This window comes from Rhodococcus sp. JCM 9793, from assembly GCF_055380405.1.
Genome location: NZ_AP043718.1, coordinates 69,260 through 95,295, shown reverse-complemented (window position 1 = coordinate 95,295; position 26,036 = coordinate 69,260). Strand labels below are relative to the sequence as shown.

24 protein-coding genes and 4 pseudogenes are annotated in these 26,036 nt (G+C 61.8%); 19 read left to right on the top strand and 9 right to left on the bottom strand.

Annotated features, from left to right (window positions below; translation table 11 throughout):
* Positions 1–16: 16 nt before the first annotated feature.
* Both ACZ46K_RS00485 and ACZ46K_RS00480 read left to right on the top strand, forming a co-directional pair.
* Complete coding sequence (locus ACZ46K_RS00485) at positions 17–682, top strand: DUF8176 domain-containing protein (RefSeq protein WP_464743254.1); 666 nt, start codon at positions 17–19, stop codon at positions 680–682.
* A gap of 56 nt (positions 683–738) precedes the next feature.
* A complete protein-coding gene (locus ACZ46K_RS00480) occupies positions 739–1,260 on the top strand; it encodes a hypothetical protein (RefSeq protein ID WP_054807668.1) in 522 nt (173 codons plus the stop codon).
* Positions 1,261–1,312: 52 nt separating this feature from the next.
* Here the strand turns inward: ACZ46K_RS00480 and ACZ46K_RS00475 are convergent, their stop codons facing one another.
* The 3 genes from ACZ46K_RS00475 to ACZ46K_RS00465 all read right to left on the bottom strand — a co-directional run bounded on the left by ACZ46K_RS00475 (position 1,313) and on the right by ACZ46K_RS00465 (position 3,885).
* On the bottom strand, positions 1,313–2,230 hold the full coding sequence (locus ACZ46K_RS00475) for a nucleotidyl transferase AbiEii/AbiGii toxin family protein (RefSeq protein ID WP_464743252.1): 918 nt from the start codon (positions 2,228–2,230) through the stop codon (positions 1,313–1,315).
* Positions 2,231–2,308: 78 nt separating this feature from the next.
* A complete protein-coding gene (locus ACZ46K_RS00470; protein WP_464743250.1) occupies positions 2,309–3,310 on the bottom strand; it encodes a type IV toxin-antitoxin system AbiEi family antitoxin domain-containing protein in 1,002 nt (333 codons plus the stop codon).
* 311 nt (positions 3,311–3,621) lie between these two features.
* A complete protein-coding gene (locus ACZ46K_RS00465; protein WP_054807667.1) occupies positions 3,622–3,885 on the bottom strand; it encodes a helix-turn-helix transcriptional regulator in 264 nt (87 codons plus the stop codon).
* Between the two features lie 191 nt (positions 3,886–4,076).
* On the opposite strand from ACZ46K_RS00465, the gene ACZ46K_RS00460 reads away from it, so the two are divergent.
* Positions 4,077–4,646, top strand: coding sequence for a hypothetical protein (locus tag ACZ46K_RS00460; RefSeq protein ID WP_464743248.1), 570 nt, complete (start codon positions 4,077–4,079; stop codon positions 4,644–4,646).
* 21 nt (positions 4,647–4,667) lie between these two features.
* On the opposite strand, the gene ACZ46K_RS00455 is transcribed toward ACZ46K_RS00460, so the two are convergent.
* Positions 4,668–5,375, bottom strand: coding sequence for an IS6 family transposase (locus ACZ46K_RS00455; protein ID WP_464743246.1), 708 nt, complete (start codon positions 5,373–5,375; stop codon positions 4,668–4,670).
* Positions 5,376–5,430: 55 nt separating this feature from the next.
* On the opposite strand from ACZ46K_RS00455, the pseudogene ACZ46K_RS00450 reads away from it, so the two are divergent.
* From ACZ46K_RS00450 to ACZ46K_RS00435, 4 genes and pseudogenes are all read left to right on the top strand, one after another.
* Positions 5,431–6,147: pseudogene (locus tag ACZ46K_RS00450) on the top strand (cyclase family protein); the annotation flags it as partial.
* A 122-nt stretch (positions 6,148–6,269) separates the two neighbouring features.
* Complete coding sequence (locus ACZ46K_RS00445; RefSeq protein WP_054811013.1) at positions 6,270–7,664, top strand: IS1380 family transposase; 1,395 nt, start codon at positions 6,270–6,272, stop codon at positions 7,662–7,664.
* 172 nt (positions 7,665–7,836) lie between these two features.
* Positions 7,837–7,956, top strand: a pseudogene (locus tag ACZ46K_RS00440) (cyclase family protein); the annotation flags it as partial.
* A 72-nt stretch (positions 7,957–8,028) separates the two neighbouring features.
* Entirely contained in the window at positions 8,029–8,556 is a 528-nt protein-coding gene (locus ACZ46K_RS00435; RefSeq protein ID WP_464743244.1) for a hypothetical protein, read from the top strand.
* Between the two features lie 122 nt (positions 8,557–8,678).
* On the opposite strand, the gene ACZ46K_RS00430 is transcribed toward ACZ46K_RS00435, so the two are convergent.
* The gene (locus tag ACZ46K_RS00430; protein WP_464743242.1) at positions 8,679–9,545 is read right to left on the bottom strand and encodes a PaaX family transcriptional regulator; all 867 of its coding nucleotides are present in this window, start codon (positions 9,543–9,545) and stop codon (positions 8,679–8,681) included.
* Positions 9,546–9,669: 124 nt separating this feature from the next.
* Here ACZ46K_RS00430 and ACZ46K_RS00425 point away from each other — a divergent pair, with 124 nt between their 5' ends.
* The 11 genes from ACZ46K_RS00425 to ACZ46K_RS00375 all read left to right on the top strand — a co-directional run bounded on the left by ACZ46K_RS00425 (position 9,670) and on the right by ACZ46K_RS00375 (position 21,078).
* Positions 9,670–10,542, top strand: coding sequence for an amidohydrolase family protein (locus ACZ46K_RS00425; RefSeq protein WP_464743240.1), 873 nt, complete (start codon positions 9,670–9,672; stop codon positions 10,540–10,542).
* Positions 10,497–11,414 carry a 3-hydroxyacyl-CoA dehydrogenase family protein gene (locus ACZ46K_RS00420; protein ID WP_464743306.1) on the top strand — a complete coding sequence of 306 codons (918 nt, stop codon included), beginning with the start codon at positions 10,497–10,499 and terminating at the stop codon, positions 11,412–11,414. The genes ACZ46K_RS00425 and ACZ46K_RS00420 overlap by 46 nt, the downstream gene beginning before the upstream one ends.
* A complete protein-coding gene (locus ACZ46K_RS00415; protein ID WP_054806360.1) occupies positions 11,411–12,151 on the top strand; it encodes an enoyl-CoA hydratase/isomerase family protein in 741 nt (246 codons plus the stop codon). The genes ACZ46K_RS00420 and ACZ46K_RS00415 overlap by 4 nt, the downstream gene beginning before the upstream one ends.
* The gene (gene paaZ / locus ACZ46K_RS00410; RefSeq protein WP_464743238.1) at positions 12,151–13,707 is read left to right on the top strand and encodes a phenylacetic acid degradation bifunctional protein PaaZ; all 1,557 of its coding nucleotides are present in this window, start codon (positions 12,151–12,153) and stop codon (positions 13,705–13,707) included. Before ACZ46K_RS00415 ends, paaZ begins: the two co-directional genes overlap by 1 nt.
* On the top strand, positions 13,704–14,423 hold the full coding sequence (locus ACZ46K_RS00405) for an SDR family oxidoreductase (protein WP_464743236.1): 720 nt from the start codon (positions 13,704–13,706) through the stop codon (positions 14,421–14,423). The genes paaZ and ACZ46K_RS00405 overlap by 4 nt, the downstream gene beginning before the upstream one ends.
* A gap of 103 nt (positions 14,424–14,526) precedes the next feature.
* Positions 14,527–16,008: a benzoyl-CoA 2,3-epoxidase subunit BoxB gene (boxB, locus tag ACZ46K_RS00400; protein WP_054810183.1), complete on the top strand. Its 1,482-nt coding sequence runs from the start codon at positions 14,527–14,529 to the stop codon at positions 16,006–16,008.
* Positions 16,008–17,717, top strand: a complete 1,710-nt coding sequence (gene boxC, locus ACZ46K_RS00395; RefSeq protein ID WP_464743234.1) for a 2,3-epoxybenzoyl-CoA dihydrolase — start codon at positions 16,008–16,010, stop codon at positions 17,715–17,717. Before boxB ends, boxC begins: the two co-directional genes overlap by 1 nt.
* A gap of 2 nt (positions 17,718–17,719) precedes the next feature.
* Positions 17,720–19,291, top strand: coding sequence for a benzoate-CoA ligase family protein (locus ACZ46K_RS00390; protein WP_054713660.1), 1,572 nt, complete (start codon positions 17,720–17,722; stop codon positions 19,289–19,291).
* The gene (locus ACZ46K_RS00385; RefSeq protein WP_464743231.1) at positions 19,288–20,289 is read left to right on the top strand and encodes an NAD(P)/FAD-dependent oxidoreductase; all 1,002 of its coding nucleotides are present in this window, start codon (positions 19,288–19,290) and stop codon (positions 20,287–20,289) included. Before ACZ46K_RS00390 ends, ACZ46K_RS00385 begins: the two co-directional genes overlap by 4 nt.
* Positions 20,290–20,308: 19 nt before the next feature.
* Positions 20,309–20,638, top strand: a complete 330-nt coding sequence (fdxA, locus tag ACZ46K_RS00380; protein WP_464743229.1) for a ferredoxin — start codon at positions 20,309–20,311, stop codon at positions 20,636–20,638.
* A 26-nt stretch (positions 20,639–20,664) separates the two neighbouring features.
* Positions 20,665–21,078: a DUF6158 family protein gene (locus tag ACZ46K_RS00375; RefSeq protein ID WP_054713659.1), complete on the top strand. Its 414-nt coding sequence runs from the start codon at positions 20,665–20,667 to the stop codon at positions 21,076–21,078.
* Positions 21,079–21,452: 374 nt separating this feature from the next.
* Here the strand turns inward: ACZ46K_RS00375 and ACZ46K_RS00370 are convergent.
* Positions 21,453–21,599: pseudogene (locus ACZ46K_RS00370) on the bottom strand (IS256 family transposase); the annotation flags it as partial.
* A gap of 340 nt (positions 21,600–21,939) precedes the next feature.
* On the opposite strand from ACZ46K_RS00370, the gene ACZ46K_RS00365 reads away from it, so the two are divergent.
* Positions 21,940–23,166, top strand: coding sequence for a LuxR C-terminal-related transcriptional regulator (locus ACZ46K_RS00365; protein WP_054807814.1), 1,227 nt, complete (start codon positions 21,940–21,942; stop codon positions 23,164–23,166).
* Between the two features lie 248 nt (positions 23,167–23,414).
* Here the strand turns inward: ACZ46K_RS00365 and ACZ46K_RS00360 are convergent.
* The 3 genes and pseudogenes from ACZ46K_RS00360 to istA all read right to left on the bottom strand — a co-directional run.
* Positions 23,415–23,600 (bottom strand): annotated as a pseudogene (locus ACZ46K_RS00360) (2-keto-4-pentenoate hydratase); the annotation flags it as partial.
* A gap of 76 nt (positions 23,601–23,676) precedes the next feature.
* Positions 23,677–24,471: an IS21-like element helper ATPase IstB gene (istB, locus tag ACZ46K_RS00355; RefSeq protein WP_054714353.1), complete on the bottom strand. Its 795-nt coding sequence runs from the start codon at positions 24,469–24,471 to the stop codon at positions 23,677–23,679.
* A 5-nt stretch (positions 24,472–24,476) separates the two neighbouring features.
* Positions 24,477–25,988 carry an IS21 family transposase gene (gene istA, locus ACZ46K_RS00350; protein ID WP_464743227.1) on the bottom strand — a complete coding sequence of 504 codons (1,512 nt, stop codon included), beginning with the start codon at positions 25,986–25,988 and terminating at the stop codon, positions 24,477–24,479.
* Positions 25,989–26,036: the final 48 nt, after the last annotated feature.

The following is a 26,036-nucleotide window of genomic DNA, read 5'->3' as shown; positions in this document are numbered from 1 at the left end:
GAAAGTGGGCAGCGTCATGAGGAAGCCGAACATCAAGCGGCGGACCCCTCGCCATCCCGCGGTGGTCGACCTTCTCGGTGGCGCACCCACCGCACCTGCGGCACGCGGCGGTGGTGGGGGCCGGCGGCGAGCCGGTCGCACCGCCGCCGTCGCCGCGGCGGCCGTGGCCGTCGTGGTGGCCGGGGTCGTCGCCGTCGGCCAGATCACCGCAGATCACAGCAGCGCCGCCGAGCCGGCCGCACCCGCGGACACCACAGACACGACATCCGGCCTGACCGGCGACAATGGGCTGCCGGTGCTCACTCTGCCGGCCGAGACCGCGCCCGCGGCCGCCGCAGATCCGGAGACAGCCGATGAATGCCGCGCCGATCGCGGCGATCAGCGCAGCGGTGCAGGCGTGATCGCCGCATTCAACTACGCGTACTACAACCGCCGCGACGCGGCCGCCGCACGGGCGTTGGCCACGCCGACCTCGACGGTCAAGCCGGCGCCGGAGTTGCAGCCGTTCATCGACAAACTCCCGCAGGGCACGAACTACTGCCTGCGCACCGTCGAGCTGTCCGACGGGGTGTTTCTCGTCGACCTGTCGGTCATGCGCCCCGACGTCCCGGTCGAGCGCGGCACCCAGACCGTGACCACCGCGAAGATCGACGGCCGCTGGTACGTCGACGTATTCAAGTAACCGCACCTCCCCGCGCCTCCGAACACTCCGCGCTCCACCGAAAGGACCACCGGGACATGTCTGCCACCTCACCGCTGCGCCGCGCGGCGCTCGCCGTACCGGCTCTCGCGTGCGGGCTCGCCGTGTTGACCGCATGTGGCGACCAGCCGCGTGATGCTGCGGCAGTGTCCACCTCGTTCAGCGGTCAGGTCGTCACCGGTACCAGCACCGATCTGGGCAGCATCGTCATCGGTTGGGGAGATGCGCACTCCGACAGCGAGATCACCACCCCGCAGCCCGAGGCTGTTGCCGCGCGGTGCACCGGCCGGGGTGACGACCTGGCCGTCGAGATCACCGCTCCGCACGGCTGGATGATCCACGCCACGTACGGCTCCCCGGTGCTGACGGTCGGCAACACCGACCAGCAGCTCGAGGCCGCCGAGATCGACACCACCAACGCGGTGATCGCTGCGCCCGAACCGGTGGACTGGTCCGAGCCTGATCAGCTCGACATCGCCGTGGCCGTCGAAGGCCCGGACGGGTGGCACGCCGAACACAGCGGCCGGGTGCAGGTCTCGGTACACGTCGACTGCCGCTGACCTGCGCAAAAGACGCACGTACTTCTGATTGATTCTTTGCTGCACTCCACGATCAGTGGACGTCGACCCATTCATTCTTGCCCGGGATCCAGATCATCCCCGGACAAGTCGAGGCTGACCCAATGGATCCGAGGACTTGGTCGTAGCACTGCCCTGCGGCGAGCAATGCACCATCGAGTTCGTGAAGTTCACGTGGGAGGCGGGCGGTTGCTTGTTCTCTCGTCCACAGATCGCGCCAGGTCTCGGCGGGTGCTGCCATTTTCGGTGGAAGGGTCATATCGCGTCGTCCGGTTTCGGAAATCGCCGCTTGAACCACGTCAACGAGTTGTAGTTCCAGGTGGCCAGAGATGAGCAGGAGATCTACGAGATCTCGCGTGCGGCTGGAAGGGATCTGGCTCGTGCCGTACTGCTCGTACATGGCACAGAGTTTGTCGGCGACCTGGTCGGCAAGTGGGTAGAGCCGGATCGAAGAGACGTTGCTGGGAAAATCGCCGTTCTTATCCTCGACAATGACGCGCAGCGGATGATCCTCCACCCTTCCGACCAGGGAATGCTCGTTCACGAGATCGATGGTGAACTTGGTGAATTCACTCGTCCCGAGACGTGCGGTCACGGTGAGTGTGGTGCCCTCGATGCCAGCGATCTCGCGTTTCGGGTTGATGTCGTAGCGGAACGGGTCGCTGCGGTTGTTGGTGACAATAGTGATGAGGGTCTGCACGGCATCGCTGTCGTGTCGTGCAACCAGGTCGATGTCTTTGCTGTGACGAGCGTTCGGGAGGCGGACCATCATGCCGGTGCCGCCTTTGAGTATCCAACCTTCTCTGTCGGCAGAGAACAGTCTGTCGAGGAAGCGCATCAGTACGAATCGACGGCGTACAGCATCGAGGGGCTCGCCCGTTTGCTCCGCCACATTCTTGAGTCGTTGCTCTAGGCTCACTCTGACCTGTACGGGGTTGCGCGGTGTGGCCACTGACTGTCCTTCGGATCGCGGAACACTCAGGCTTGCACGGGTCTCTGTCATGCAGGGATGAGCGGTATCGAGCGGAGGTTACAGGTCCTCCTGGGCGCCCCGAGTCAGGTGGGTGGCTTCTTGACGCATGCGCTGAATATCGAATTCTTCAAGTCGTTTCACAAGCTCTTGAAGATGCTGGGTGGTCGCAGGATCGAGTTGCGGCGTGCTGTGTACTAGAACGTTGCGGAGACGGCGGATGTTCTTCCCGATGTCGTTCAGGATCTCCGGATCGATCGTGCGGCTCGTTCGCTGGAATCCTGATGTGTGCTCCAGTGGTTCCATCGCAAGGGTGGACAGCTTGGACACGTTCTTGTTCAGCTTCTCCAGCTCTACGGAAATGTCCTTACGTTGAGCATTGGCTGCGATTTGCGTTAGTTCTGTAGAACTGCGGGGCACCCCTGCAATCTCAATCAGGTTGGTGGCGAAACCGAGGCCGTCACCCGGCTGGTGGCCGTATGACGCTGCAAAGGGGCCCAGCGACTCCTCTGCCTCGGCGAGGGTGACTTTCTCGCCCACGACAGCATCGCGCAGCACGCCTGCGAGATGCCCTGAGTCGGTTCCCTCCGAAGCAAGATCTGCGACAGTGCGGAGCGGGGTAGTGACGGGAAGATCATTTACTACTGTCCAGTCTTCCCGCGTGAGAGGTGCGGTTCTCAGTCGAACGTTGGGGAAGCGAAGTCGAACCCGTCGGACTGTGGTCAGTTCGGATACATCGGCATCAAGGTCCCCCAGGTTATGAAGGTGCGCGGCGCTTCGATGCGAGACGACACCCGTGGGAACTTCGTCATCGAGACGGTCCCACGCGAACCGAGCGGGATCGAGCAGGAGCCAGACACTTCGAAGTTCACGATGAAGGTCAGAAGATGCCTGATCAACGAGATACAGACCCTGTCGCAGCCTCTCGATGATTCGGGCGGTTGCCATGCGGGTCATTTGTTGGCGACTTACGCCTACCGATTCAGCCTGTGCGGTCGTGATCAGGCCACCTTGACCGGCTGAAGCCTCCAGCAGTTTCAGAACCCAAGTATCGGTCCTCATGGCACAAAAGTATCACTCTTGGGCAAATTTGTAACCCATAGCAGGTACTTTTGTGCCATGAATGGAGGGTAGGGGCTGCTCGTTGGCAGGAGGATGCGCGAAAGTGGCCAGTGACCTTCCTTCCTGGATCCGGAGCTGCCGCTGCTGTCGTCGTCGTCGCCGCCGTCGCCGGCAGCGACCGACGCGGCGTGAACTACAGTCGCGTCCTCGTCTCGTGCCTGCGACTGTGGTCTTTCGGGTTCCGAATTGGGGATGGTCCCGTCTCGTCGTAACGCTGCGAGTGTTGGTGATGGGCCGTAGCTACGTGCCCATCAATCACGCTCGGTATCGGTGGGCTTGGTGCGCCGGCGTGGCTTACGTAGGTCGGTGCGTGCGCCGCGTCCTGGCCGGTTGTGGGCCCATTCGACGATCTCGCTGCGCTTCCACAGGGGGGTGCTGCCGATCTTCTCGACCGGTTTGGGGGCGTGGCCGCGGTTGACGTACGCGTGGAAGGTCACCGGCTTGATTTCGTCGCCGGTTTCTTCTTTGAGCAGGTCGACGCACTGCTGGGCAGTGAGGCGGTTCGGGTTCGCCATCGCTTCTGGCCTTTCGTGTCTTGGGGCACGGCCGTGGTGGTGTGCCTGGGTTCCGGTCCCCTCAACTTTACATATCAGTATTGCTTTGTGGAAACGTGCGTGTGCATCTCGAGCAACATCCGGGGTTGCAACAATACAATTATGTATTGTAAAGTAAGAGTCGGAAGAACAGCCACGGGAAGGGAAACCGAATGTCGATCATCATCGTTATCGCGACACTCGCACTGGCAGCTCTGCTCATCTGGACGGTCGGTGCCCCCATCGCCCGCATCGGTGGCGCCCTGCTGGCGATCGCCTCGTTGCTCTGCATCGTCTTCGGTGACTCGATCGCCACCCGCGCCCCGCTGCTCATCGCCGGTGTGGCGCTGTGGCTGGCAGGACACTTCCTGACCGCCTACAAGACCCGGGTCTGGTCCTCCCGCCTGGCCGAGAACATCGTCACTCGCACGCCGCTGCGCTACCTCGACCCGGTCAGCGGCCACGAGCACCGTCAGACGCGCCGCGCTGCCACGGGCGACACGCCGAAGCCGAGCACAGGCCGGACCCTGGTCGACGACTTCGCGCAGTGGGAACGCGAACTCGCCGCCGACGCCGCGCCTGCCGCACCGGTCTCGACCGGCCGTCCCGTGGCGAAACACGTCCCCGCGCGCCCGGCCACGCCGTCCCGCGTCACCGTGTACGGCACACGCGCCGCGAAGGGCACTGTCACGTTAACTGAAATCGTGTACGGTTCAGTCGGCTTGAGGCTCAAGTTAGTGTAATGTGCTGGTCTGCTTCGTTGTTCAGACGGTCATTATTGCGGTCACCTCGCTCCAAACCCGGAATCGGTCGGCCATCTCTTCGCGCCATTGGGTCGCCGATAACAGGTGTCGGCGAGGCCGGAAATGCGGTGAGATTCCGCTGAACGCAGCCAGGAATCGCTGCGCGTGCCGGACCGATGTGAAGCGTTTCATCGCACGCTCGCGTTGCCGGGTCGGTTGATGCGAGTTCTCGGCGCGGTTGTTCAGGTATTTCGATCGACGGTGCTCGACCGACGGCATCGTCTCGCGGTGCGCCACCTGGTAGCTGGTCAGCTTGTCGGTCACGATCACCCGCGGTACGTACCGCAGGCCCTTGAGTAGCTTGCGGAAGAACCGTGTGGCCGCCTTCGCGTTCCGGCGGGACTGGACCAGTATGTCGAGGACGTTGCCGTCTTGATCGACCGCCCGCCACAGATAGTGCTGCGTGCCGTTGATGCGGATGAACACTTCATCGAGATACCATTTGTCGCCGGGCCGAGGCCGGCGGCGCAGTAACTCGTTCGCGTAGGCCTGCCCGAATTTGTGACACCAGCGACGGATCGTCTCGTAGGACACCACGACACCGCGTTGGAGCATCAGCTCCTCGACCTCCCGGAAGCTCAATCGGAACCGGAAGTACAACCACACACACTCGTCGATGATCTCCACCGGATAGCGGTGTCGCTTGAACGACGGCATTGCGCTGGTCATCCCACAGATTCTGCCAGCGAATGCATCCTCGTTAACGTGACAGTGCCCAGCAGCGGCGAAGCTGATAACGCGCGGAACAACCTTCTCGCTGTCCTTGCCGTTTGACATGAACGGACCTCAGAAGGGCTGGCGGAAGCGCACGAACCCTGTACACACGATGCTCGACACAGGCACCGATGCCCAAGCAGGAACCCAAGGCTTTCCTCATGGACTCGGTGGCGCCGATGACGTGATCTTCATGCCACTGCAGTGTTCAACCCAATGGGACGGATTGGGTCATATCTTCGATCACGGGAAGGCGTGGAACGGCCGGCCAGCGGGGCAAGTTGTCACTTCCCAGGGTGACCAGGTGACGGGGATCCAGACCGCTGCAGACCGAATTGTTAGCCGGGGGGTTCTGGTCGATGTCGGAAGAACCTTCGGCATCAATGGTGAACTGGAAGACGGGTTCGCGATAACAACTGATCACATACTGAAAACCATCTCAGTACAGGGGAATACGTCTTCAGTTCGTAGAGGCGACATCATCTTGATCCGCACTGGTCAACTTGCTCGCACCCGGCGCGAGGGGTGGCAAGACTATGCTGGCGGAGACGCGCCGGGCCTTTCTTTCTCCACTGCCGATTGGCTACATCAGTCCGAGATCGCAGCAGTTGCTACAGACACGTGGGGTTTTGAAGTGCGCCCCAACGAATTCCACGCTTCATTTCAACCACTTCATCAGGTAGTCATCCCGAACATAGGTTTGTATCTGGGCGAAATGTGGGACTTAGCCTCGCGCTTTCGTGCTGATTGAGCGAGCGGCCGTGTCGAACACAAAGAATGGTGCCCTGAGCTGGGATAATTCGACTTGCTGAGGGTCGAGTTTCAACCAGTTCGAGGAGCACCATTCCGGTGAGCAAGTCTACGTCCCCCTACCCACACGTGTCCGCATCGGCCAACGGAACCGGCATCGTGTCACATGCCGGCGCCGTCCTGCTGTTGCGCACCGCCGAGAAAACCGGCCTCACCACGGCATTGACGACCGAACTCGCCCGGTTCCGGAAACCGTTGGCACGCCACGATCCCGGCAAGATCCTCCTCGACCTCGCAGTCTCCCTCGCGCTCGGCGGGGACTGCCTCGCCGACATCAACCAACTACGCGCCCAGCCCGAACTTTTCGGCACGGTGGCCTCCGACCCGACCGTCTCCCGCCTGATCACCACCCTCGCGGGTGACGCCGACATCGCACTGGCCGCCATCGGACGGGCCCGCACCGCCGCCCGCGCCCACGCCTGGACCGCCGCCGGCTCCTCGGCACCGGATCACACCATCGACGAGCGGACACCGCTGGTTGTCGACATCGACGCCACCCTCGTCACCGCGCACTCGAACAAAGAACACGCCGCCCCGAACTTCAAACGCGGCTACGGGTTTCATCCGTTATGCGCGTTCGTCGACCACGGTGAGCACGGCACCGGTGAACCCGTCGCGATGCTCCTGCGCCCGGGTAACGCCGGTTCGAACACCGCCGCCGACCACATCACCGTCGTGCAGGACGCCCTCGCGCAGTTGCCGTTCGATCCGGGATATCGGGTCGGGAAGAAGGTGCTGGTCCGGATCGACGGCGCCGGCGGCACCCACTCCTTGATCGAGTATCTGACCAAGCGCAGGCTCTCGTATTCGGTCGGATTCGGGTTGACCGACGCCCACGCCGCCGCGATCGATCTCGTTCCTGATCAGGCATGGACGCCGGCCTACGACTCGGACGGGCAGGTCCGTGACGGCGCTTGGGTCACCGAGATCACCGGGTTGCTCGACCTGTCGACGTGGCCGAACGGCATGCGCGTGATCGTGAGGAAGGAGCGTCCGCATCCGGGTGCGCAGTTGCGGTTCACCGATCGTGACGGACTGCGTCTGACGGCGTTCGTGACCAACACCCGCCGCGGGCAACTGCCCGATCTGGAGTTGCGGCACCGGCGTCGGGCTCGGTGCGAGGACCGGATCCGGACAGCGAAAGCGACCGGACTACAGAATTTTCCGTTGCACGGGTTCGATCAGAATCGGATCTGGTTGGCGCTCGTGCAACTGGCGTGCGAGCTGCTCGCGTGGATGCAGATGCTCGCGTTGACCGACACGACTGCACGCAGGTGGGAGCCGAAACGGTTGCGGTTGCGGGTGCTGTCGATCGCCGGGAAGATCGCCCGGCATGCCCGCCGGGTTCGGTTACGGCTGGCCGCGACGGCTCCTGGTGTCGATGTTCTCGTGGCCGGTCTGAACCGGCTTGCAGCACTACCTGCACCTGTGTGACCTGCACGAATCTTCTTCATCGAGACGAAAGGGACGCTCAGCTTGGGGCCGTGGACCCCGGCGTCACCCGACCGTGTCGGGTAGTCGATCGTGGAAGCACACCGGATCCACGGTTTTCCACGTCCAATCCGAACTGCTCAGGCCAGCGCGTCACCCGCGCGAAAGATTGAGGTTAGACACTCTCGCAGCCGACTGCGCAGCTGACCACGTCTACGAGTTTTTTTTGACCGCCGCACCGCTCCGGGTTACCGGTGCCGTCGGGGCCCCAGTCAACCCCATCGCAGTCAAGTAACGATTGGGTAGGTCGACTTTGGCCCTACCGACAAACGACCATCTTTCCGGCACACCTAGGAACAAGAGAGCCATGACGACTACCCAAAATGCAATCAACCGAAAAGCCGTTGAATTTAAAGGGCTTTCTACTGTCGTTATAGGATCGTTCTTGCTGATTTCGAGTCTCCTCGGCCCTTCGTGGATTCAAATGCCAGCGAACCCCGCAGCTGGCACCCCGGCGGCGTCGCTGAGCTTTCAAGACCTCAGCACCGCCACCGCCAGCAGTCCATCGTCCATCCAATCCGGCTACTTCGGACCACTCGCATGGATACTCTTCGCAGGGCTCGTCGTCCTTAGCTTCGCAACTTATATAAGCGGCAACCGAATCATCGCGATCGTAACAGCGATCATTGGTTTCATCGTTCTGGTTGTTACTCTTCTGGCCCTCAAAGGGCCGAGCACTTGGGCGCAGTTCATTGACACTGTGCCCAATATCCGGCTCGGCGGTTATTTGATGCTCGTCGGACTTCTCACATTAGTGGCGTATGCGGTCTTCAAATTCACAATACATCAGCCTCAAATCTCCACTGCTATAGATTCTTCTGATCACATGAATTGACGGCATTTGCCCTGCCGACCGAGTGAAGCACGCCGTGTGCGGCTGACTGACTGTCTGGGTCGCTACACCGAAGTCCAGCCCCACTCCAGAGCCATCAATTCACGACTTGGTGCATTCTCCTCTTACGGCTGCCGCCCGACAAGTTCTTCCCAGTAACCCTGGGCGCTTTGGTGCCACTCGGCGTGTTTCTCATGAAATAGGGCGGCAGCTTGTGGCCCTGGCCAGTCATGGTCTAACAATTCCCGCGGGAGTGCAGGGTCGAGGAAGGGAAAGCGCCGCCAAGCCTGCACCATCTTGATTTGGGACTCGAATGACGCACGTGGCGTCGAACCGTCCGCGCCGTGGAACTCGGCGATAAACTTGCCGTACAAGGTTTCGACACTGTCGAGCTGCCACGCTGCGGATATCAGTGCATGCTTAGAGCCGATCGAGCTCGCTGAGCCCGACCAAGCGAACGCCCGCTCCTCAAGTCCAAGTTCGTCGATGACGTCGGCGACCTCCGATTCCCGGGATGCGTCCAAGAGGATCCATATCCCCGGGCTTGGCGAACCCATTCCGAGCCACGTCAGACGAGTCCGCAACTTGTGCCGGAGCTGACGCTGAGTCTCGGGAATCGCCACCGACAACACAAGCCACCGCCCATCCCATGGCTGCGGGTCGGTCAAAAACTTATAGATCCTGTCCGTGCCTTCCGCCAACAAACGAGTTCCAGGGTCGGTCACGTGCCAACGAACGCGGCGTCCCTTCCGTTCCGAGAAGAGCAGACCTTCAGCAGAGGACCGTGCGATCGCCTGGCGCGCGGACTTTTCTTCGATTCCCAAAGTCTCGAGGGCAGCGGTCAATGTCGCGGTCCACACCGGCTCACCGCGCGGGTAAACGAACTCACCCAGAACCGTCAGCAGATACCGCCTGGCGCTCCCTCCGGCGACCTCCCGGCGCCGCGAACCTGCCGTCTGCAGGCCGCCGAGATCCTGGTCGGCGACCTCCATCTCCACTCCCTTGCTCGAACCGACATCAACCGTCAACGTACCTCAAATCCGGTGCCGGGAACGTCGCATGGCCTAATGCAAGACAGTGTCGTGTCGAATCGCTACGTACATGTAGAATTAACAGATGTTCGACAATCGTCTTGTCATCGACTCGCATGTTCACGCACCTCATCTCGATTCCGTCCGGCCGGAGTGGTTGGCTTGGGCGAACGACTTTTCGCGGGATCATGATTGGCTTGCTGCGTATGACAGCTTGGGCGTTCCGGTGCCGGCAAAGTTCGATCAGCTGCTCGCCGCTCAAGGAGTAGACCGTGCACTGCTCTTCTGTGAGTACAGCCCGCGGTCCACCGGCATCCAGCCGATTGAGCACCTTTTGCACCTCGTCGACTACAACCCCGCCAGGTTCGCACTGGTGGCCAACATCAATCCGCACCTGCACTTTCCGTTAGTGAAGGAACTGGACCGCCAACTCGACTACGGAGCAGTAGCGTTGAAACTCCATCCCGTGCACGGGAACTTCGACCCTGGTGACAAAGACCTCTATCCGGTCTACGCGCACTGCGCCGAAGCCGGTGTCCCAGTGATATTTCACTCTGGCATCTCCAGCTTTCCCGGCGCGCGAACCACCTTTGGAAACCCTGAATTGTTACTCGACGCGGTCGACTACTTCACCGACCTACAATTCGTCTTTGCGCACGGAGGGCGTGGGTGGTGGTACGAGGTGGCGGCCTATATGGCCCAGCACAAGTCGAACGTCTGGTTGGATCTCGCAGGGCTGCCGCCAAAAAAACTGCCCGAATATTACCAGCACTTCGACCTCAATCGGCTTGCCAAGAAGATGATCTTCGGCACCGACTGGCCTGGCGTCCCCGGAACTGCGGCGAATGTCTCGGCGATCGCCGGACTGGGTCTGCCCGCAGAAACCCTGGATGCCGTTCTGGCGGAAAACGCATTGCGAGTCTTCGGCCGCCTCAGCGATGTGAGGGCGGAGCGATGATCAACCGAGAAGGCGCATCCTGGCAGTTGAATGCCGCCGGGGTCGTCGGCGGTGGAACGATGGGTGTCGGCATCGCCTACGTCCTTGCAGCGGCAGGTGCACAGATCACCGTCGTCGAGCCTGACCCCGACAGACGAAAGGCAGTGAGCCGTTCGATCTCTGATCGAGTTCGCAAGCTCGAGAACGAGAACCGATTGGAAACGGGTCTTGGCCAAAAGATCAACGAGTCGATCTCGACCGTGTCCAACGTGTTCGAGCTCGACACGTGCCTCGATGTCATCATCGAGGCTGTCCCGGAAAACCTGGACCTGAAAGTCGCTGTACTCACGCAGGCCCAACAGCGCGCGCCACATTTGCTGGGCACCAACACCAGCTCGATATCCATCACACGACTTGGGGAAACGCTTGGCAACGCCGACAAACTGGTCGGACTTCACTTCTTCAATCCGGTCTGGTCCATGCCGCTTCTCGAAATTATCTTCGGGGACAAGACATCAACAGATTCGATGCGCGCCGCGGTCGCCCTTGGCGCCCGCATCGGAAAAGACGTCATCCAAGTCCGCGACATCCCGGGTTTCGCCACCAGCCGGCTCGGTGTCGCCATCGGATTGGAAGCGATTCGAATGCTCGAAGACGGAGTCGCATCGGCGACCGACATAGACCAAGCAATGGTGCTCGGGTACAGACACCCGATGGGCCCCCTGCGCCTCACGGACCTTGTGGGGCTCGACGTCCGGCTCGGCATAGCTGAGCGTCTCACCGCAGACCTTGGGCCACGCTTCACCCCACCAGATCTGCTACGGCAGATGGTCGCCGAGGGCCGGCTCGGACAAAAGGCGGGCGCTGGCTTCTTCGAATGGGATCAACCATGAAACCTGTTGTGATCAATGATGTTGCCGGTGTCACCACGGTCACTCTAAACAGACCAGCAGAGCGCAAGGCCATCGACTCCGCCATGGTCGACGCGCTTCACCGAACCTGTACCGAGCTGGAAAGGAACCCTCGCGTCGCGATCATCACAGGCGGAACTGACGGATGTTTCGCCGGCGGTGCTGACGTAGGACAACTCCGCGAGCGAGGACGCGATGACGCCTTGGCCGGGATAAACCTCAACCTTTTTGAACGCATTCGGCGACTGCCGATGCCCACCATCGCCGCCGTCGACGGATCCGCTCTTGGTGGTGGCGCCGAGCTGTCCTATGCCTGCGACATCCGAATAGTCACTCCCCGAGCAATTTTCGCGCAACCCGAACCGGATTTGGGCATTATTGCCGGGGCAGGAGCCGGCTATCGTCTCGTCCGACTAGTTGGCGAAAGTGTAGCGAAGCAGATACTTCTTGGCGGTGCTCGCATCGACGCCGTCCACGCCCTCCGAATCGGATTGGCGATGAAGGTCGTCGAACCCTCCGAATTATTGACCACCGCCGCTCAACTGGCCCAGCGGATGGACCGTAGCTCGGCGATCGCCCTCCGGATGACGAAATTGACCGTAGATGCGGGCGAGAGTGCACATCCACAGCTCGACCTGGCGGCGCAAGCGTTGCTGTTTACCGACGACGAGAAGCACGAGCGGATGACCGCTTTCCTCAACCGAAAACAAAGGAACTGATGATGCCCAACATCCTCGCGAGCTACGTCCTGGGTAAATGGACCTCACCGACCGATGCCGGACGCGACCTGGTCGACCCTTCGACGTCCGAAGTGATCGTTCGAATCTCATCTGAGCCGCTCGACTACCGAGCCGTGCTCGACTACGCGCGTCAAATCGGAGGACCAGCTCTGCGAGAATTGTCTTTCGCGCAACGCGCCTCGATCCTCAAGGCCCTTGGCAAATATCTCTCCGGACACATTCCGGCCTTCACCGAGCTATCGCTCCGAACCGGCGCCACCCGGCGCGACTCCGCAGTAGACGTCGACGGTGGTATCGGCGTGCTCTTCGTGTACGGCAGCAAGGGGGCCGCACTCGGAGACGTCCACACCCTGGCCGACGGTGATACCGACATGTTGGGAAAAGCCGGAACCTTCGGGGTGCAACACATCAGCAGCCCGCTGCGCGGAGCTGCTGTGCAGATCAACGCGTACAACTTTCCTGTCTGGGGAATGCTCGAAAAACTGGCACCAGCGTTTCTCGCTGGCGTTCCCTCAGTGGTGAAACCCGCAGGCCAGACCGCCTTTCTAACTGAAGCCGTCGTGCGCGAGATCATCGCGTCCGGTTTGCTGCCGGAGGGTTCGCTCCAGCTATTGTGTGCCCGTCCCGACGGGTTGCTCGACCATCTCACCGGGCAAGACACGCTGTCGGTGACCGGGTCACACCAGACCGCTACAGCACTGCGTATGCATCCTGTCGTGGCTGCCAACGCCGTTCGCTATACGGCCGAAGCGGATTCGGTGAACAGCAGCATCCTCGGCCCCGACGGCGTCGTTGGAACCCAAGAGTTCGACCTGTTCGTGAAGACCGTTGCGATCGAAATGACACAGAAGACCGGACAGAAGTGCACAGCCATCCGGCGTGCATTCGTGCCGACCGAACTCATGGATGACGTCGAGCAGGCAATTGCCGATCGCCTATCGAAGGTGACCGTCGGCAACCCCACCGACGATTCCGTCCGGATGGGCCCGGTCGTTAGTTCAGCGCAACGCGACACCGTACGGTCGGCAGTGGCACGGCTAGAGAAAAGCACACGCAGGATATTTGGGGATCCGGACCGCGTCCCAGAGAATTTCTCACCGTCGGCCGATGCCGACCGTGGCGCTTATCTGTCGCCAATTCTGTTGCGAGCAGACAACCCCCTGGCCCCAGAACCGCACACCATAGAGGCGTTCGGCCCGGTCAGCACACTCCTTCCATACCGCTCGATCGATGAAGCACTAGAGCTCGTGACACTGGGCGAAGGAAGCCTTGTCGCCTCCATTGTCACCGCCGACGCTGCATCCGCACAGACTGCGGTCACAGCGCTGGCCCCATGGCACGGGCGTTTGCTGGTCCTCAGTTCCGAAAACTCAGAAGAGAGCACCGGGCACGGTGCCGCCATTCCGCACGGCGTCCACGGCGGCCCGGGCCGCGCCGGCGGCGGCGAAGAACTTGGTGGTCTTCGCAGTGTTTACCACTTCCTACAGCGCACCGCGGTCCAGGGCACACCGGACTTTCTCGAGAGCCTGCGGTGAACAGCGCGCTGGTGGTCGGGGGTGGCGGTGGAATCGGGGCCGGTATCTGTGAGCAGCTGGCGAGAACCCATTCGATCGCTGTCGGGTATCACCTAAACCGCCGCAATGCTGAACAGGTAGCGAAACGCATACAAGCAGTAGGGGGTACGGCCGTCGTTGTCGGAGCCGATCTTTCGACCGACGACGGTGCTCGTACGGCGTTCGATGCCGCAGAGACTCTAGGGACTGTGCACACCGTCGTGCATTGTGCAGGCGCTTGGGATTTCACCCGTGTAACTGATCTGAACGCAGAAGTCATCGAGCGCGACTTTCGAACTAACCTCGAGTCCGCGTTGCTTACCCTCGCCGAGTCGGCCAGGCGGGTCACTGACCGAGGCCGCGTGGTGATGCTTTCGAGCGCGGCCGCACACCTCGCTCCGGCACGCCAGATTACCTATTCAGCCATGAAAGCCGGAGTCGAAGCAGCCTCGAGGGTCGCAGCGAAGGAGCTCGGTCGCCGCTCGATCACCGTCAATGTCGTACGCCCAGGCGCGACCGACACTCGGCGGCTCCACGATTCGACATCATCGGGTGCCGTCGAGGCCATGGCGGCTGCGCCAGCCCTCGGGCGCCTCGGGACCCCTTCCGACATTGCCAGTCTCGTCACCTGGCTCACCTCCGACGATGCACAGTGGGTCACAGGAGCTGTGATCGACGCCAACGGCGGACTCTTCTGACCGGCAATTTGCACAGAATCCACAAAGTTCTACAAAAACCCCGACGGACTGTCACAATTATGTAGCATGTTAAGTACAAGCCCTAGACATCAGGAGGACTCTCATGTCCGTAGCAGACGAACGCACCGGGGCAGCCCCGACGCCCACCGGCCCGCTGTCAAAAATCGACTACAGCGAACGAATCCCCAATAACGTCAACTTGGCAGGAGACCGCCGACTCCAGCGCGCACTCGAGAGCTGGCAGCCGAAATTCCTCGATTGGTGGAAAACCCTGGGCCCATCGCTACCGACAAGAGATGTCTACCTCCGCACCGCAGTCGCGGTCGGTCGCGACGGCTGGGCCCACTTCGACCATGTTCCGATGGAAGAGTATCGCTGGGGAATATTCCTAGCGGAGCAGGACCCGGACCGAAAAGTAGCGTTCGGCAAGCACAAAGGTGAGCCGGCATGGCAAGAAGTGCCCGGCGAATACCGAGCGGAACTGATGCGCCTCATCACCGTCCAGGGCGATACAGAGCCAGCATCCGTTGAACAGCAACGTATTTTGGGAAATACCGCACCCAGCCTGTACGACCTCCGCAACTTGTTCCAGGTCAATGTCGAGGAAGGCCGCCACCTCTGGGCGATGGTCTATTTGCTCCAAGCCTACTTTGGCCGCGAGGGCCGCGAGGAGGCAGAGCAGCTCCTCAAGCGAAATTCCGGCGACGCCGATTCACCTCGCATCCTCGGCGCCTTCAACGAAGCAACCACTGACTGGTTGCAATTCTTCATGTTCACCTACTTCACCGACCGAGACGGCAAATACCAACTCGGAACCCTGAAAGAGTCAGCGTTCGACCCCTTGGCACGGACCTGCGAGTTCATGCTTAAGGAAGAAGCACACCACATGTTCGTCGGTACGACGGGTGTCCAGCGAACCGTGGAGCGCACTGCGCAGGTCATGTCCGAACACGCGGGTCAGGACGGCTTCGAGCACGGCGTCATACCTCTCGACGTGATCCAGAAGTATCTGAACTTCCAGTACTCGGTATCGATGGATCTGTTCGGATCGGAACAATCCACCAACGTCGCCGCCTACTACACCGGCGGGCTCAAAGGTCGATGGCAGGAAACGCGCCGCAAAGACGATCACGAACTCAAAGAGGCGACATACAGCGTACGCCTGGTCAAAGACGGCAAGATCGTAGAGGAGACAGTCCCGGCGCTGACCGCGCTCAACCTCGACCTGCGAGACGAATACGTCGCCGACTGTGAAAACGGCGTCCGCCGGTGGAACCAAGAACTCGAAGATGCTGGACTCTCTGAGCGACTGACGCTTCCGCACGAAGGTTTCAACCGCAAGGTCGGCAACTTCTCCTCCCACCGCATCTCCCCGGATGGCCGCGTGCTGACAGAGTCGGACTGGGCGGAAAATGAAAGTAACTGGCTGCCGACAGACTCCGATCGCGAACGGGTCGCCGCCCTGATGGTCGCGCACTACGAGCCCGGCGACTTCGCCGGTTGGATCGCTCCACCCAACACCGGAATCAATGATCAACCAGTCGAATTCGATTATGTTCACCTCGAAGCGGAGGCCCTCGCGTAATGACCGCAACTGACCACATCCCAACCGCAGCCGCTCCCCCGGCGCAGACGCCACCGGTCGATTTCGACACCGACCCAAGCCGCTACCGCCACTGGACGGTGTCATACGACGACCCCATTGCCACTGTCACCTTAAATGTCGACCCCAATGGTGGACTCGTCCCCGGATACGAACTGAAAATGAACTCGTATGACCTCGGCGTAGACATCGAGCTATACGACCTCGTCCAGCGGCTGCGCTTCGAGCGGCCCGAGATCAAAGCTGTGGTCATCACGGGCGGGCTGGACCGAATGTTCTGCGCCGGAGCGAACATCAGGATGCTCGCTCAGTCGACGCACTCATGGAAGGTCAACTTCTGCAAGTTCACTAATGAGACACGCAATGGCATAGAGGACGCGACCGCGAACTCGGGACAGACCTACATCGCTGCTGTTAACGGCACCTCCGCTGGCGGCGGATACGAGCTGGCCGTCGCCTGTGAGGAGATCGTCCTAATCGACGACGGATCCTCGGCGGTCTCGTTACCTGAAGTCCCACTGCTGGGAGTACTGCCGGGAACCGGCGGGTTGACCAGGGTCGTAGACAAGCGCAAGGTACGCAAAGACCGCGCCGACATCTTTGCCACCAAGTCCGAGGGTCTTCGGGGCGCTACCGCGGTCGAATGGGGCCTCGTCGACGAGACCGCACCTCGCAACCGATTCGACGAAGCGGTCAGGAATCGAGCACTCAACGCTGCCAATAAGTCGACGCGCCCGTCCTCGGCCAAGGGTGTGAAACTCACACCCCTGAACCGCACTGAAACGCCCGACCATATCTCATACGATTACGTGAAAGCGGAGCTACGTCGGGCCGACCGCAGGGTAGAAATCCTGATCAGCTGTGCCGACTCCGACGCCCCGGCCGATGCAGCAGGTATCTCCGATCAGGGTGTCGACTACTGGCCGCTGGCGGTAACCCGTGAACTAGACGACCTCATCCTGCGTCTGCGAACCAATGAGCCCGAACTCGGGACCTGGGTTTTTCGGATCCAAGGTAAGCCGGAACGGGTAGCCAGTTACGACGCTCAGCTAGAAGATCTGAAGTCCGATTGGCTCGTCAACGAGATCCGGCACTACTACTCCCGAACCATGAAACGCCTCGACGTCACCAGCCGCAGCCTGATCAGTGTTATCGAACCACGCAGTGCCTTCGTCGGGTTTCTGTTCGAGATAGCGCTCGCCAGCGACCGTCAATACATGCTCGACGGCGTGTTCCAAGAGACCGACCCCGACGCGGACCCCGCCGCAATCCGAGCCACGTCCGCCAACAACGGCAGTTATCCGATGGGCAACGGTCTGACCCGTCTCGAATCGCGCTTCTACGGGCACGACGATCAGATCGATGCCGTCAAGAAGACATTCGGCAAGTCGCTGAACGCGGCGACCGCCGACGATCTGGGACTCATCACGTCAGCACTCGACGACATCGATTTCGAAGACGAGATCCGCATCATCCTCGAAGAGCGGGCATCACTGTCTCCCGATGCCCTCACCGGCATGGAAGCAAACCACCGATTCGTCGGACCAGAGACCATGGAGACGAAGATCTTCGGCCGATTGACCGCTTGGCAGAACTGGATTTTTGTGCGTCCCAACGCCGCAGGCCCCAACGGCGCGCTTCGCCGGTACGGTTCGGGCGAACGCGCCAGCTACGACCTCAAGCGGGTGTAGCAATGTCCGGGACATCAAATCAGTTCAACGCAGCCGATTATCTAGTTCATAACCAAGCGAAGACCAACTCCACGAAAAGCGCGCTGATAGGAAGCCGTACGTTGACCTATGGCGACCTCTCCGACGAGGTCGCCAGAGTCGCGGGCGGTCTACGGGATCTCGGTCTGCATGCAGATGACCGCATCATGCTAGTCATGGCGGACGATGTCGAGCTCGCCGTCACGATCCTGGCAGCCTTCCACGCGGGCCTCGTTGCGGTGCCGGTGTCTACGATGTTCGGCGTCGGCGAACTCGCGGCAGTCATGAACGATTCAGGGGCCCGGGCTGTGGTGACTACCGCTGAATTTCAGGCGGTGACAGTCGAATCAGTCGTGCAGTCTCCGGTAGTCAAACACCTCGTCGTCACCGGTGACACTCTGCCTGAGGTGCGCAACGGTGTAGAGATCCACACCTGGAAGTCACTGGTCGGGCGGGCCATAGAGACCACCGGGACAAGTGAGGACGCCTGGGCACTGTGGCTGTACACCTCGGGTACCACCGGCTCCCCCAAAGCCGCCATGCACCGGCACGCCAACATCCGATGGGTGTACGAAACCTACGGCCGCGAGGTGCTGGGTATCACGTCCGACGACCTGTGCCTATCTGTCGCAAAGATGTTCTTCGCCTACGGCATCGGGAATAGTCTGTTTTTCCCACTAGCTGCTGGGGCCACGTCGGTGCTACTACCGGGTCGCCCAACCCCGCAATCGCTAGCGGAAGTTCTAGTACGAACGAGGCCGACCTTGTTCTTCGCCGTACCCACGTTCTACGCATCGTTCGTCAACTCTGATCTACCCTCGGACGTTGCGGCATCGGTCCGGTTGGGAGTATCTGCGGGCGAAGCGTTGCCGGCTCTGCTCCAGGAAAAGGTCAAATCGCGCTTCGGTATCGACGTGATCGACGGCATCGGGTCGACCGAGGCCCTCCATATCTTCTTATCGAACACTCCCGGCGACATCCACCCCGGTACGACCGGAGTTCCCGTCCCCGGATACCAACTGGAGATCAGGGATGAGCAGGGACACGTCGTTCAAGACGGTGCCCCAGGCCGACTTTTTGTCCGAGGTGAATCGATCGCTCTTGGCTATTGGCACCGCACTGAGGCGACGCGGACCGTCTTTGAGGGCGCCTGGTTGTCGACCGGGGATACCTACGTGCGCGACGAGGACGGTTACTACCATTGTCTCGGCCGGTCGAACGACCTTCTCAAAGCAGGAGGCATCTGGGTGTCACCCTCAGAAGTCGAAGCCCGATTGCTAGCCCATCCCGCCGTTGTCGAAGCTGCGGTTGTCGGAGTGCCCGATGCCGAGGGTATCGACAAACCGATCGCGGTGGTCGTCATCGGATCCGAATCGATTGACGAGGTCACACCCGCTGATCTGATCAGTTGGTGTCGCGAGGGATTGGCTGCGTTCAAACGGCCTCGCGACGTCCGTTTCGTGACCGAATTACCGAAAACGGCAACCGGTAAACTGCAGCGTTTCAAGGTGCGCAGAGATCTAATCTCCGAAGCAGAGACTGGAGTGCTGCAGTGACCGGTCACAAAGTCGATCTGCTCGTCGTCGGGGCCGGCCCAGTAGGGCTCTACGGCGCCTACTACGCCGGAGTTCGGGGCCTTTCGACGGCGATCATCGACTCCCTGTCAGAGGTCGGCGGACAGGTCAGTGCGCTGTATCCAGAGAAGATGATTTTTGACATCGCTGGCTACCCCGCTGTGAAGGGCCGCGATCTCGTCGAGGCTTTGCTCACCCAGGCATCGGCCCACCGGCCACAGTTTCTGCTTGGTCAGGAGGCACAGAATCTTCGCACGGATTCGGCCGGCCGCTTCCAAGTGGAGACCAGTAGTGGAGATTCGATCGATTGCGGCGCAGTAGTCGTAACCGGCGGGATCGGCACCTTCACCCCCAGGCAGCTGCCAGCGGGTGAAATTTACCTCGGCCGGGGACTCGACTACTTCGTACCGGATCCGGCGCCGTATACGGGCGCTGACGTGGTGGTCGTGGGTGGTGGCGATTCGGCTCTCGATTGGGCCCTGATGCTTCTGCCCGTGGCGACCAGCGTCACAGTCGTTCACCGCCGCAAAGTCTTCCGCGCTCACTCGGCCACATTAGAGGAAGTCGAAAGATCTGACATCGAACTGATCGTGGACGCCGAGGTGAAGGAGCTCAGTGGAACGCGGGCTCTGGAGCAGGCGACTATCTCAATCAAGGGCTCTGATGAATTGCGTCACATCCCGTGCCAACGGGTGGTCGCTGCACTGGGATTCATCGCCAATCTCGGCCCGTTACGCGAGTGGGGCGTAGAACTGCACGACAATCGCCACATCGTCGTCGACTCAGCTATGCGCACCAACGTCTCGGGAATTTTTGCTGCCGGCGACATCACGGACTACGACGGGAAGGTGAGATTGATTGCGGTAGGTTTCGGCGAGGTCGCAACCGCTGTCAACAACGCAGCGGTCCATTTAGATCCTACCGCTCAACTGTTTCCGGGTCATTCTACCGACGAACAACAGTCACCTATTCCAGCCTGATCACAGAGAGGAGCCGTTCATGCCCTACGTCATAGCTGGTCCCTGCATCGACGTTATGGACAAGTCATGCACCGAAGAATGCCCGGTGGATTGCATCTATGAGGGCGATCGCAAGCTCTATATCAATCCCAAGGAATGCATTGACTGCGGCGCCTGCGAGCCGGTATGCCCCGTGGAAGCAATCAGTCAGGATCGTCGAGTACCGCCGTCTGACATAGAATTTGTTGACGACAACCGCCGTTTCTTTCTCGAAGTTCTGTCCGGGCGGCAAGCGCCTTTAGGCGCACCAGGTGGGTCTCACAAGGTCGGTCCACTGGGAGTTGACACCCCGATGGTGAGTGAAAGATGACCACTAAACCCCCGACCGGCCGCCCCGTGAGCGAACTGACCGACGAAGAGTTGGAACACCAAGGAAAACAGGCCCACGACACGCGGAACTGGGTGTTCTTACATGGCACCGCCGAGCAATTCGAAAATCACACCACCCGGATGCTGGCCTTAGAGCAGGAATACCTCCGGCGTTACCCCAAACGCACGTGGCAAGGTTTCGAAGCGCGGCGCCCGATGGGCGACAGCGATCCCGTGGGGGCACTTCTCACATTCATCAACGATGCAGGGGGACGCGTCCATAAGCTCGAGTTACACCAGGCGGCACGCGATCTAGGCCTGCAACGAGACGTTGTGGCCGAGCTGTATGGCCCCAAAGGGTACATCGTCACCGATCGCGCCGATCGGGTACTCACCGATGTCGGTCGCGACCGTGCGCGCGACGTGGTTGCAGGTAGCTGAGTAGCGTCTTGGTCGAACACGGTAGTCGCCTATCGCTCAAGCCAACGTGGTTTTTAGGGTCGCAGTGTGGGCCGACGCATCGTCTACCAAGTGTGAGGTGACGTTCGCTCAATCAGGCAGTCGAGGGACGGAACCGCGAAAAGTGGCGCTAAGGAGTTACCGCAGATAGCAGCACACTATATGCGGTAACCTCTGAGTCATCCTCGCTCGATACCTCTTTCGCGCCGAGGCGACTCGGGAAACTATCTGCGGTAGCAAGTGGAGGTCCGGTAGATGGGGCGGGTTCGGATGCTTCCGACGGCGGCGGGCGGTGTTCGCCTCGCCGACGCGGTCAAGGTGTACCTCGCCGCGATCACTGTGCAGAACACGCGCGAGACCGCCTTGGTCAGCCGCGCGAGTAGACCTCCCTCCCCGGTCAGCTGCAGCCCCTCGGCACGTGCCCGCTCGGTCAGCTGCCGCATCAACTGTTCATCGACCGCGTCCAGGCCGTCGGTCTCCTGGGCCACCGCATCTGACGTCATCACTTCAGTCACTGGAGCCTCCTACGTCTCAGGAGTTACACCGTTGACGTTACAGTCCCCGATCCGTCTGCGTGTGCCCTTGTGCCGCGCGCCGGAGCGGCGAAAGATCGGTCCCGCAGTGGCTGCGGCCGCGGGCCGGCGGCGCCCGCCGGCGGTGGACCGCGACGGGTCGTCCACCGTTGTGTCGCCGCGGGGACGACGTCCCCGCGGGAGGAGGCAGGTCATGTTCAAAGTCATCCAGGGTGGTCGCTGGTTTGGGGATGCGGTCCTCGATGCACGCACAGCACCGGCCGAACTTGGTCGCGAATGAAATTCATGGCTCGTAGAACGAGGAGGTGTCATGCAAGCTGATGCTCAGCGCATCGAAGTCATGAAAGCCCAAGATCCCGGTAATCCGTGGGACGCGTCCGGGGTCATGGTTCTCAGTGCAAACCGGCGTGAAATACGTGAGGTGATAGCAACGGCCCAGCGGTTGCTTGCCTGGGATGAGATGCCGTTCGGAGAAGTTCGCGATTTCAAGGCGGCCGGGGAGATGCTTTCCACCATTGCGGCTATGACGAAGGAGGCATTGCGCGGAAACCCCTCAGCCGCGGAGCATTTGGCTGCGAGTGACGACTTGGTCGAGCTGCTCATCAAGGTCAAGACAGCGGGGGATCACCTCCACGAGGCCCAGCTCGCACAGCATACGGCAGGCTTCAAAGTAGTTCGGGATGCGCTGGCTTGTCTTCACGGCGTCAATTCTGTCGCGGAGCTCATCGAGGGCACCCCTGCTGCAGTCTGTCTCCTCGGCTTCGATCGAGCGATCCTCTCGCGTGTCGACGAATCGTCCTGGATCCCCGAAAATTTCTACTTCGTTGGCGACCCCCAGTGGGCCGCGGAAGTGCGCGTGATCGGTCACGAAAATCCGCTGACGCTGGGCCCGGGGCTTATCGAATCGGAGAGCGCGCGCCGAAAGGTTCCCCTCATCGCCACGAACGTCCTGCAAAGTCCGCACGTTCATCGTCAGATCGCTGATGCGACACTCTCGAGGTCATACGCCGTCGCGCCCGTCATGCCGGAAGGGCGTGTAGCCGGTTTTCTTCACGCGGATTGCTATTTTCAGCGTCGGAACATGGAGCAGTTCGATCTCGAGATGCTCTCGATTTTCACCGAAGGCTTCGGATACGCGCTGCAGCGTGCATCACTCCTGGACCGCATGGCCAAGCTGAAGTCTGCAGTCAATAGCCTGGCAAACGGCATCTCGTCGGTGGTTGAAGAGTCTTCAGGATTTGAGCTGGGATCCAGCGGGTTCTACCGTGAGCGCCCGGAGATCACTTCGGGTCGGATAGGTGACTTCCCGGTCGGGCAAGCCGAAGGGGAGCTACCGCCGACTCGGCGGGAACAGGAAGTGCTGAGGTTGATGGCGGCGGGTGAAACGAACGCCGGGATCGCGAGTCAGCTCTTCATCTCAGAGGGGACCGTTAAGTCGCACGTGAAACAGATCCTTCGGAAGCTGGGTGCGGCCAACCGCGCACAAGCGGTCTCCCGGTGGTCCAAGATCGAGCAGAGGGAACGCGCCAACGGATGACGCTGACGACCGTTCGGCAAACGGTTTCCTATCTCCGGCCGATGGGTTCGCGGCCCCGCTCCCAGACGAGTCGATGAGCGCGGCCGAGTAGTAGGCCGGCAGCGTCAGCAGTTGCCCGTGCATCACGAGCTGATCTGGGTGTCGCGCCGAAATCGGCTGCTGGATAACAATGTCGGGTCGAGTGAATTCCTGCCTGAGAAGCGCGGGGACGACGAGTCGGCTCTGTCAACCTCGACTGGCCGAGGTTGTCAAAACCATGCGGTGCCGACGCCGGTGATCGTCGCGGCGTATGTCGCGCCCGGTTTGACGGCGACCATGGGGCCGAGGGCGCCGGAGAGCACGACCTCGCTGGCGCGAAGCGGCGATCCGAGGGATCTGCTGATGTTCGCCAGCCACGCCAGGGCGCGCCAGGGGCTGCCCAGGCAGTCTGCCCCGTGTCAACGGTCAGGTTGATGTCCCCACTTTTGGCCAGGTCAAAGTCCCCGCCCCTCGCGGGCAGATCCGACTGGGTCAGGGGCGGTCACCTCGCTTCTGATGGGCTTCACGCATCCGATACGACTCGCCGTCGGTGATGACGACGGTGGCATGGTGCAGCAGTCGGTCGAGGATGCTGACCGCGGTGGTGTGCTCGGGCAGGAATCGGCCCCACTGCTCGAACGGCCAGTGCGAGGCGACGGCCAACGATCGACGTTCGTAGGCGCCGGCAACCAACCGGAACAACAGTTGGGTGCCGGTGTCGTCGAGAGGTGCGAAGCCGACCTCGTCGACGATGAGCAGATCCGACCGCAACAGGGTGTCGATGATCTTGCCGACGGTGTTATCGGCCAAACCCCGGTAGAGGGTCTCGACGAGGTCCGCGGCGGTGAAGTACCGGACCTTGTGCCCGGCGTGGGCCGCGGCGATCCCCAACCCGATCAACGTGTGCGACTTCCCGGTCCCCGGTGGACCCACCATCGCCAGATTGGCGTGGGCGCGGACCCATTCGAGGCCGGTGAGGTAGTCGAACGTCGCCGCCGGGATCGACGAGGCAGCAACGTCGAAGCCGTCGAGAGTCTTGACGACGGGGAATCCGGCGACCTTGAGCCTGGTGGCGGTATTGGAGGCGTCACGGGCGGCGATCTCCGCTTCGACGAGGGTGCGCAGCACCTCCTCCGGGGTCCAACGCTGGGTCTTCGCGGTGAGCAGCACCTCCGGTGCGGTGCGGCGGATCGCCGCGAGTTTGAGCCTGCGTAACCCACTGTCGAGATCGGCGGGGAGCTCCGGAAAAGACTGCGGCGGAACCGCATCGGTCTGGTTGATTGACATGCTGGTCATGACGTGCCCCCCGGATGGTCGGTGCGGGCCGGGACCGCGTAGGCGTCGAGGGAGCGGGTCGGGGCCGTGGGCAGGTCGATCACCAGTGCGTCCCCGGCCGAGGTGGGCTGCGGAGCCCCGGCGCCGGCGGCGAGGATCGAGCGGACGTCGGCGGCGCGGAACCGCTTGAACGCGACCGCCCGAGTCAACGCCGCTACCAATGCGTCGGTGCCATGGGCGGCGCCCAGCGCGAGGAGCACCTCGAGTTCGGAGCCGAGTCGGGTGTTGCCCGCGGCGGCGGACCCGACCAGAAACTGCTCGGCAACCGAACCGAGGTCGCAGAACTGTTTCTCCACAGTTGTTTTCGGTCTCGGCCCGCGACTGGGGGTGGGTCTGAGGCCGTCATAGTGGGCGTCGAGGACCGACGCGGTCCCCGGCGCGGCGAGTGCATGGTCGGCGACGACCTCCCCGCTGGACGGGTCGACGATCAACAACCGGGCCCCGTCCTGGGTGAGGGTGACGGTGGTGCCGATCAGCCGGGTGGGCACCGAGTAGCGGGCGGAGGCGAACCGGACGCAGGACAGCCGGTCGACCTTGCGGGTCACCGGCGGCGGCCCGATCTGCAGCCGCAGCGAGGGCAGCGGCCCGAGCACCGCTTGCTCCTCGAGCAGGCGGCGGTCGGGGATCGCGCAGATCTCCGAGTGGGTGGCGGCGTTCACCTCGGCGCACCAGATGCGGGCGGCGGTGTTCGCGGCGGCCAGGTCGATCGGTTTCCCGGCGACCGCGGCGTCGGCGAGCAGGGGGACGACCAAGTCACGCTGGGCATATCCGACGAGGTTCTCCACGATGCCTTTCGACTGTGGGTCGTTCGCATGGCAAAAATCCGGCCGGAAGCCGTAGTGGGTGGCCAGGCGAACGTAGTCGGGTGTCGGGACGACGACGTTCGCGACGACCCCGCCTTTGAGGCACGCCATCCTGTCGGCGAGGACCTTGATGGGGACCCCGCCGACCGCGGCGAGTGCCTCGGCGATCAACGCGAGGGTGGTGGTGGCGCGTTCGTTGGTGGCGAAGGCGACGAACCGCCAGCGGGAGAACGCGAGGACCGCGCAGAACAGGTGCAGGCCGTGGCCGACGTCGGCCCAGTCGATGACCAGGTATTCGCCCGGTGACCACACTGCCGGGCGTCGGCCGCGGTGATGGTCGGTGCGCCACTTGGCTTTCTCTTCGGCGACCAGTCGTCGGAAGTTGCGGTCCGACCCTTCGTATCCGGCGGCTCGTGCGACGGGGAGCAGGCGTTTCGCGGAGATCCGGGCCTGGGATTTGGTGATCCGTTCAGTGACGATGTCGATGACCGCGTCGTAGTTGTGTGGGCGCTCGGTTGGTTCGGGTGGGGTGTCACCGGCCTCGAACTTCTCGATGACCCGTTTGACGGTCTTGTGGGTGGTGCCGCACAGTTCGGCGGCGCCTCGATACGTTCCGACCTCGCGATATGCGGAGATGATGTCCATACGGTCCCTCGCAGACTTCAATGGAACTCCCTGGGCGGTGTGGGTGACTGGTTGGCACCTTCACCGTCA

Coding starts and splice junctions, on each gene's coding strand:
- fdxA (WP_464743229.1), top strand. CDS start 20,309: ATGCCCTACGTCATAGCTGGTCCCTGCATCGACGTTATGGACAAGTCA.
- ACZ46K_RS00430 (WP_464743242.1), bottom strand. CDS start 9,545: ATGGAGGTCGCCGACCAGGATCTCGGCGGCCTGCAGACGGCAGGTTCG.
- ACZ46K_RS00480 (WP_054807668.1), top strand. CDS start 739: ATGTCTGCCACCTCACCGCTGCGCCGCGCGGCGCTCGCCGTACCGGCT.
- ACZ46K_RS00435 (WP_464743244.1), top strand. CDS start 8,029: ATGACGACTACCCAAAATGCAATCAACCGAAAAGCCGTTGAATTTAAA.
- ACZ46K_RS00460 (WP_464743248.1), top strand. CDS start 4,077: ATGTCGATCATCATCGTTATCGCGACACTCGCACTGGCAGCTCTGCTC.
- ACZ46K_RS00470 (WP_464743250.1), bottom strand. CDS start 3,310: ATGAGGACCGATACTTGGGTTCTGAAACTGCTGGAGGCTTCAGCCGGT.
- ACZ46K_RS00455 (WP_464743246.1), bottom strand. CDS start 5,375: ATGACCAGCGCAATGCCGTCGTTCAAGCGACACCGCTATCCGGTGGAG.
- boxB (WP_054810183.1), top strand. CDS start 14,527: ATGTCCGTAGCAGACGAACGCACCGGGGCAGCCCCGACGCCCACCGGC.
- ACZ46K_RS00390 (WP_054713660.1), top strand. CDS start 17,720: ATGTCCGGGACATCAAATCAGTTCAACGCAGCCGATTATCTAGTTCAT.
- ACZ46K_RS00425 (WP_464743240.1), top strand. CDS start 9,670: ATGTTCGACAATCGTCTTGTCATCGACTCGCATGTTCACGCACCTCAT.
- boxC (WP_464743234.1), top strand. CDS start 16,008: ATGACCGCAACTGACCACATCCCAACCGCAGCCGCTCCCCCGGCGCAG.
- ACZ46K_RS00365 (WP_054807814.1), top strand. CDS start 21,940: ATGCAAGCTGATGCTCAGCGCATCGAAGTCATGAAAGCCCAAGATCCC.
- ACZ46K_RS00465 (WP_054807667.1), bottom strand. CDS start 3,885: ATGGCGAACCCGAACCGCCTCACTGCCCAGCAGTGCGTCGACCTGCTC.
- paaZ (WP_464743238.1), top strand. CDS start 12,151: ATGATGCCCAACATCCTCGCGAGCTACGTCCTGGGTAAATGGACCTCA.
- ACZ46K_RS00415 (WP_054806360.1), top strand. CDS start 11,411: ATGAAACCTGTTGTGATCAATGATGTTGCCGGTGTCACCACGGTCACT.
- istB (WP_054714353.1), bottom strand. CDS start 24,471: ATGTCAATCAACCAGACCGATGCGGTTCCGCCGCAGTCTTTTCCGGAG.
- ACZ46K_RS00485 (WP_464743254.1), top strand. CDS start 17: ATGAGGAAGCCGAACATCAAGCGGCGGACCCCTCGCCATCCCGCGGTG.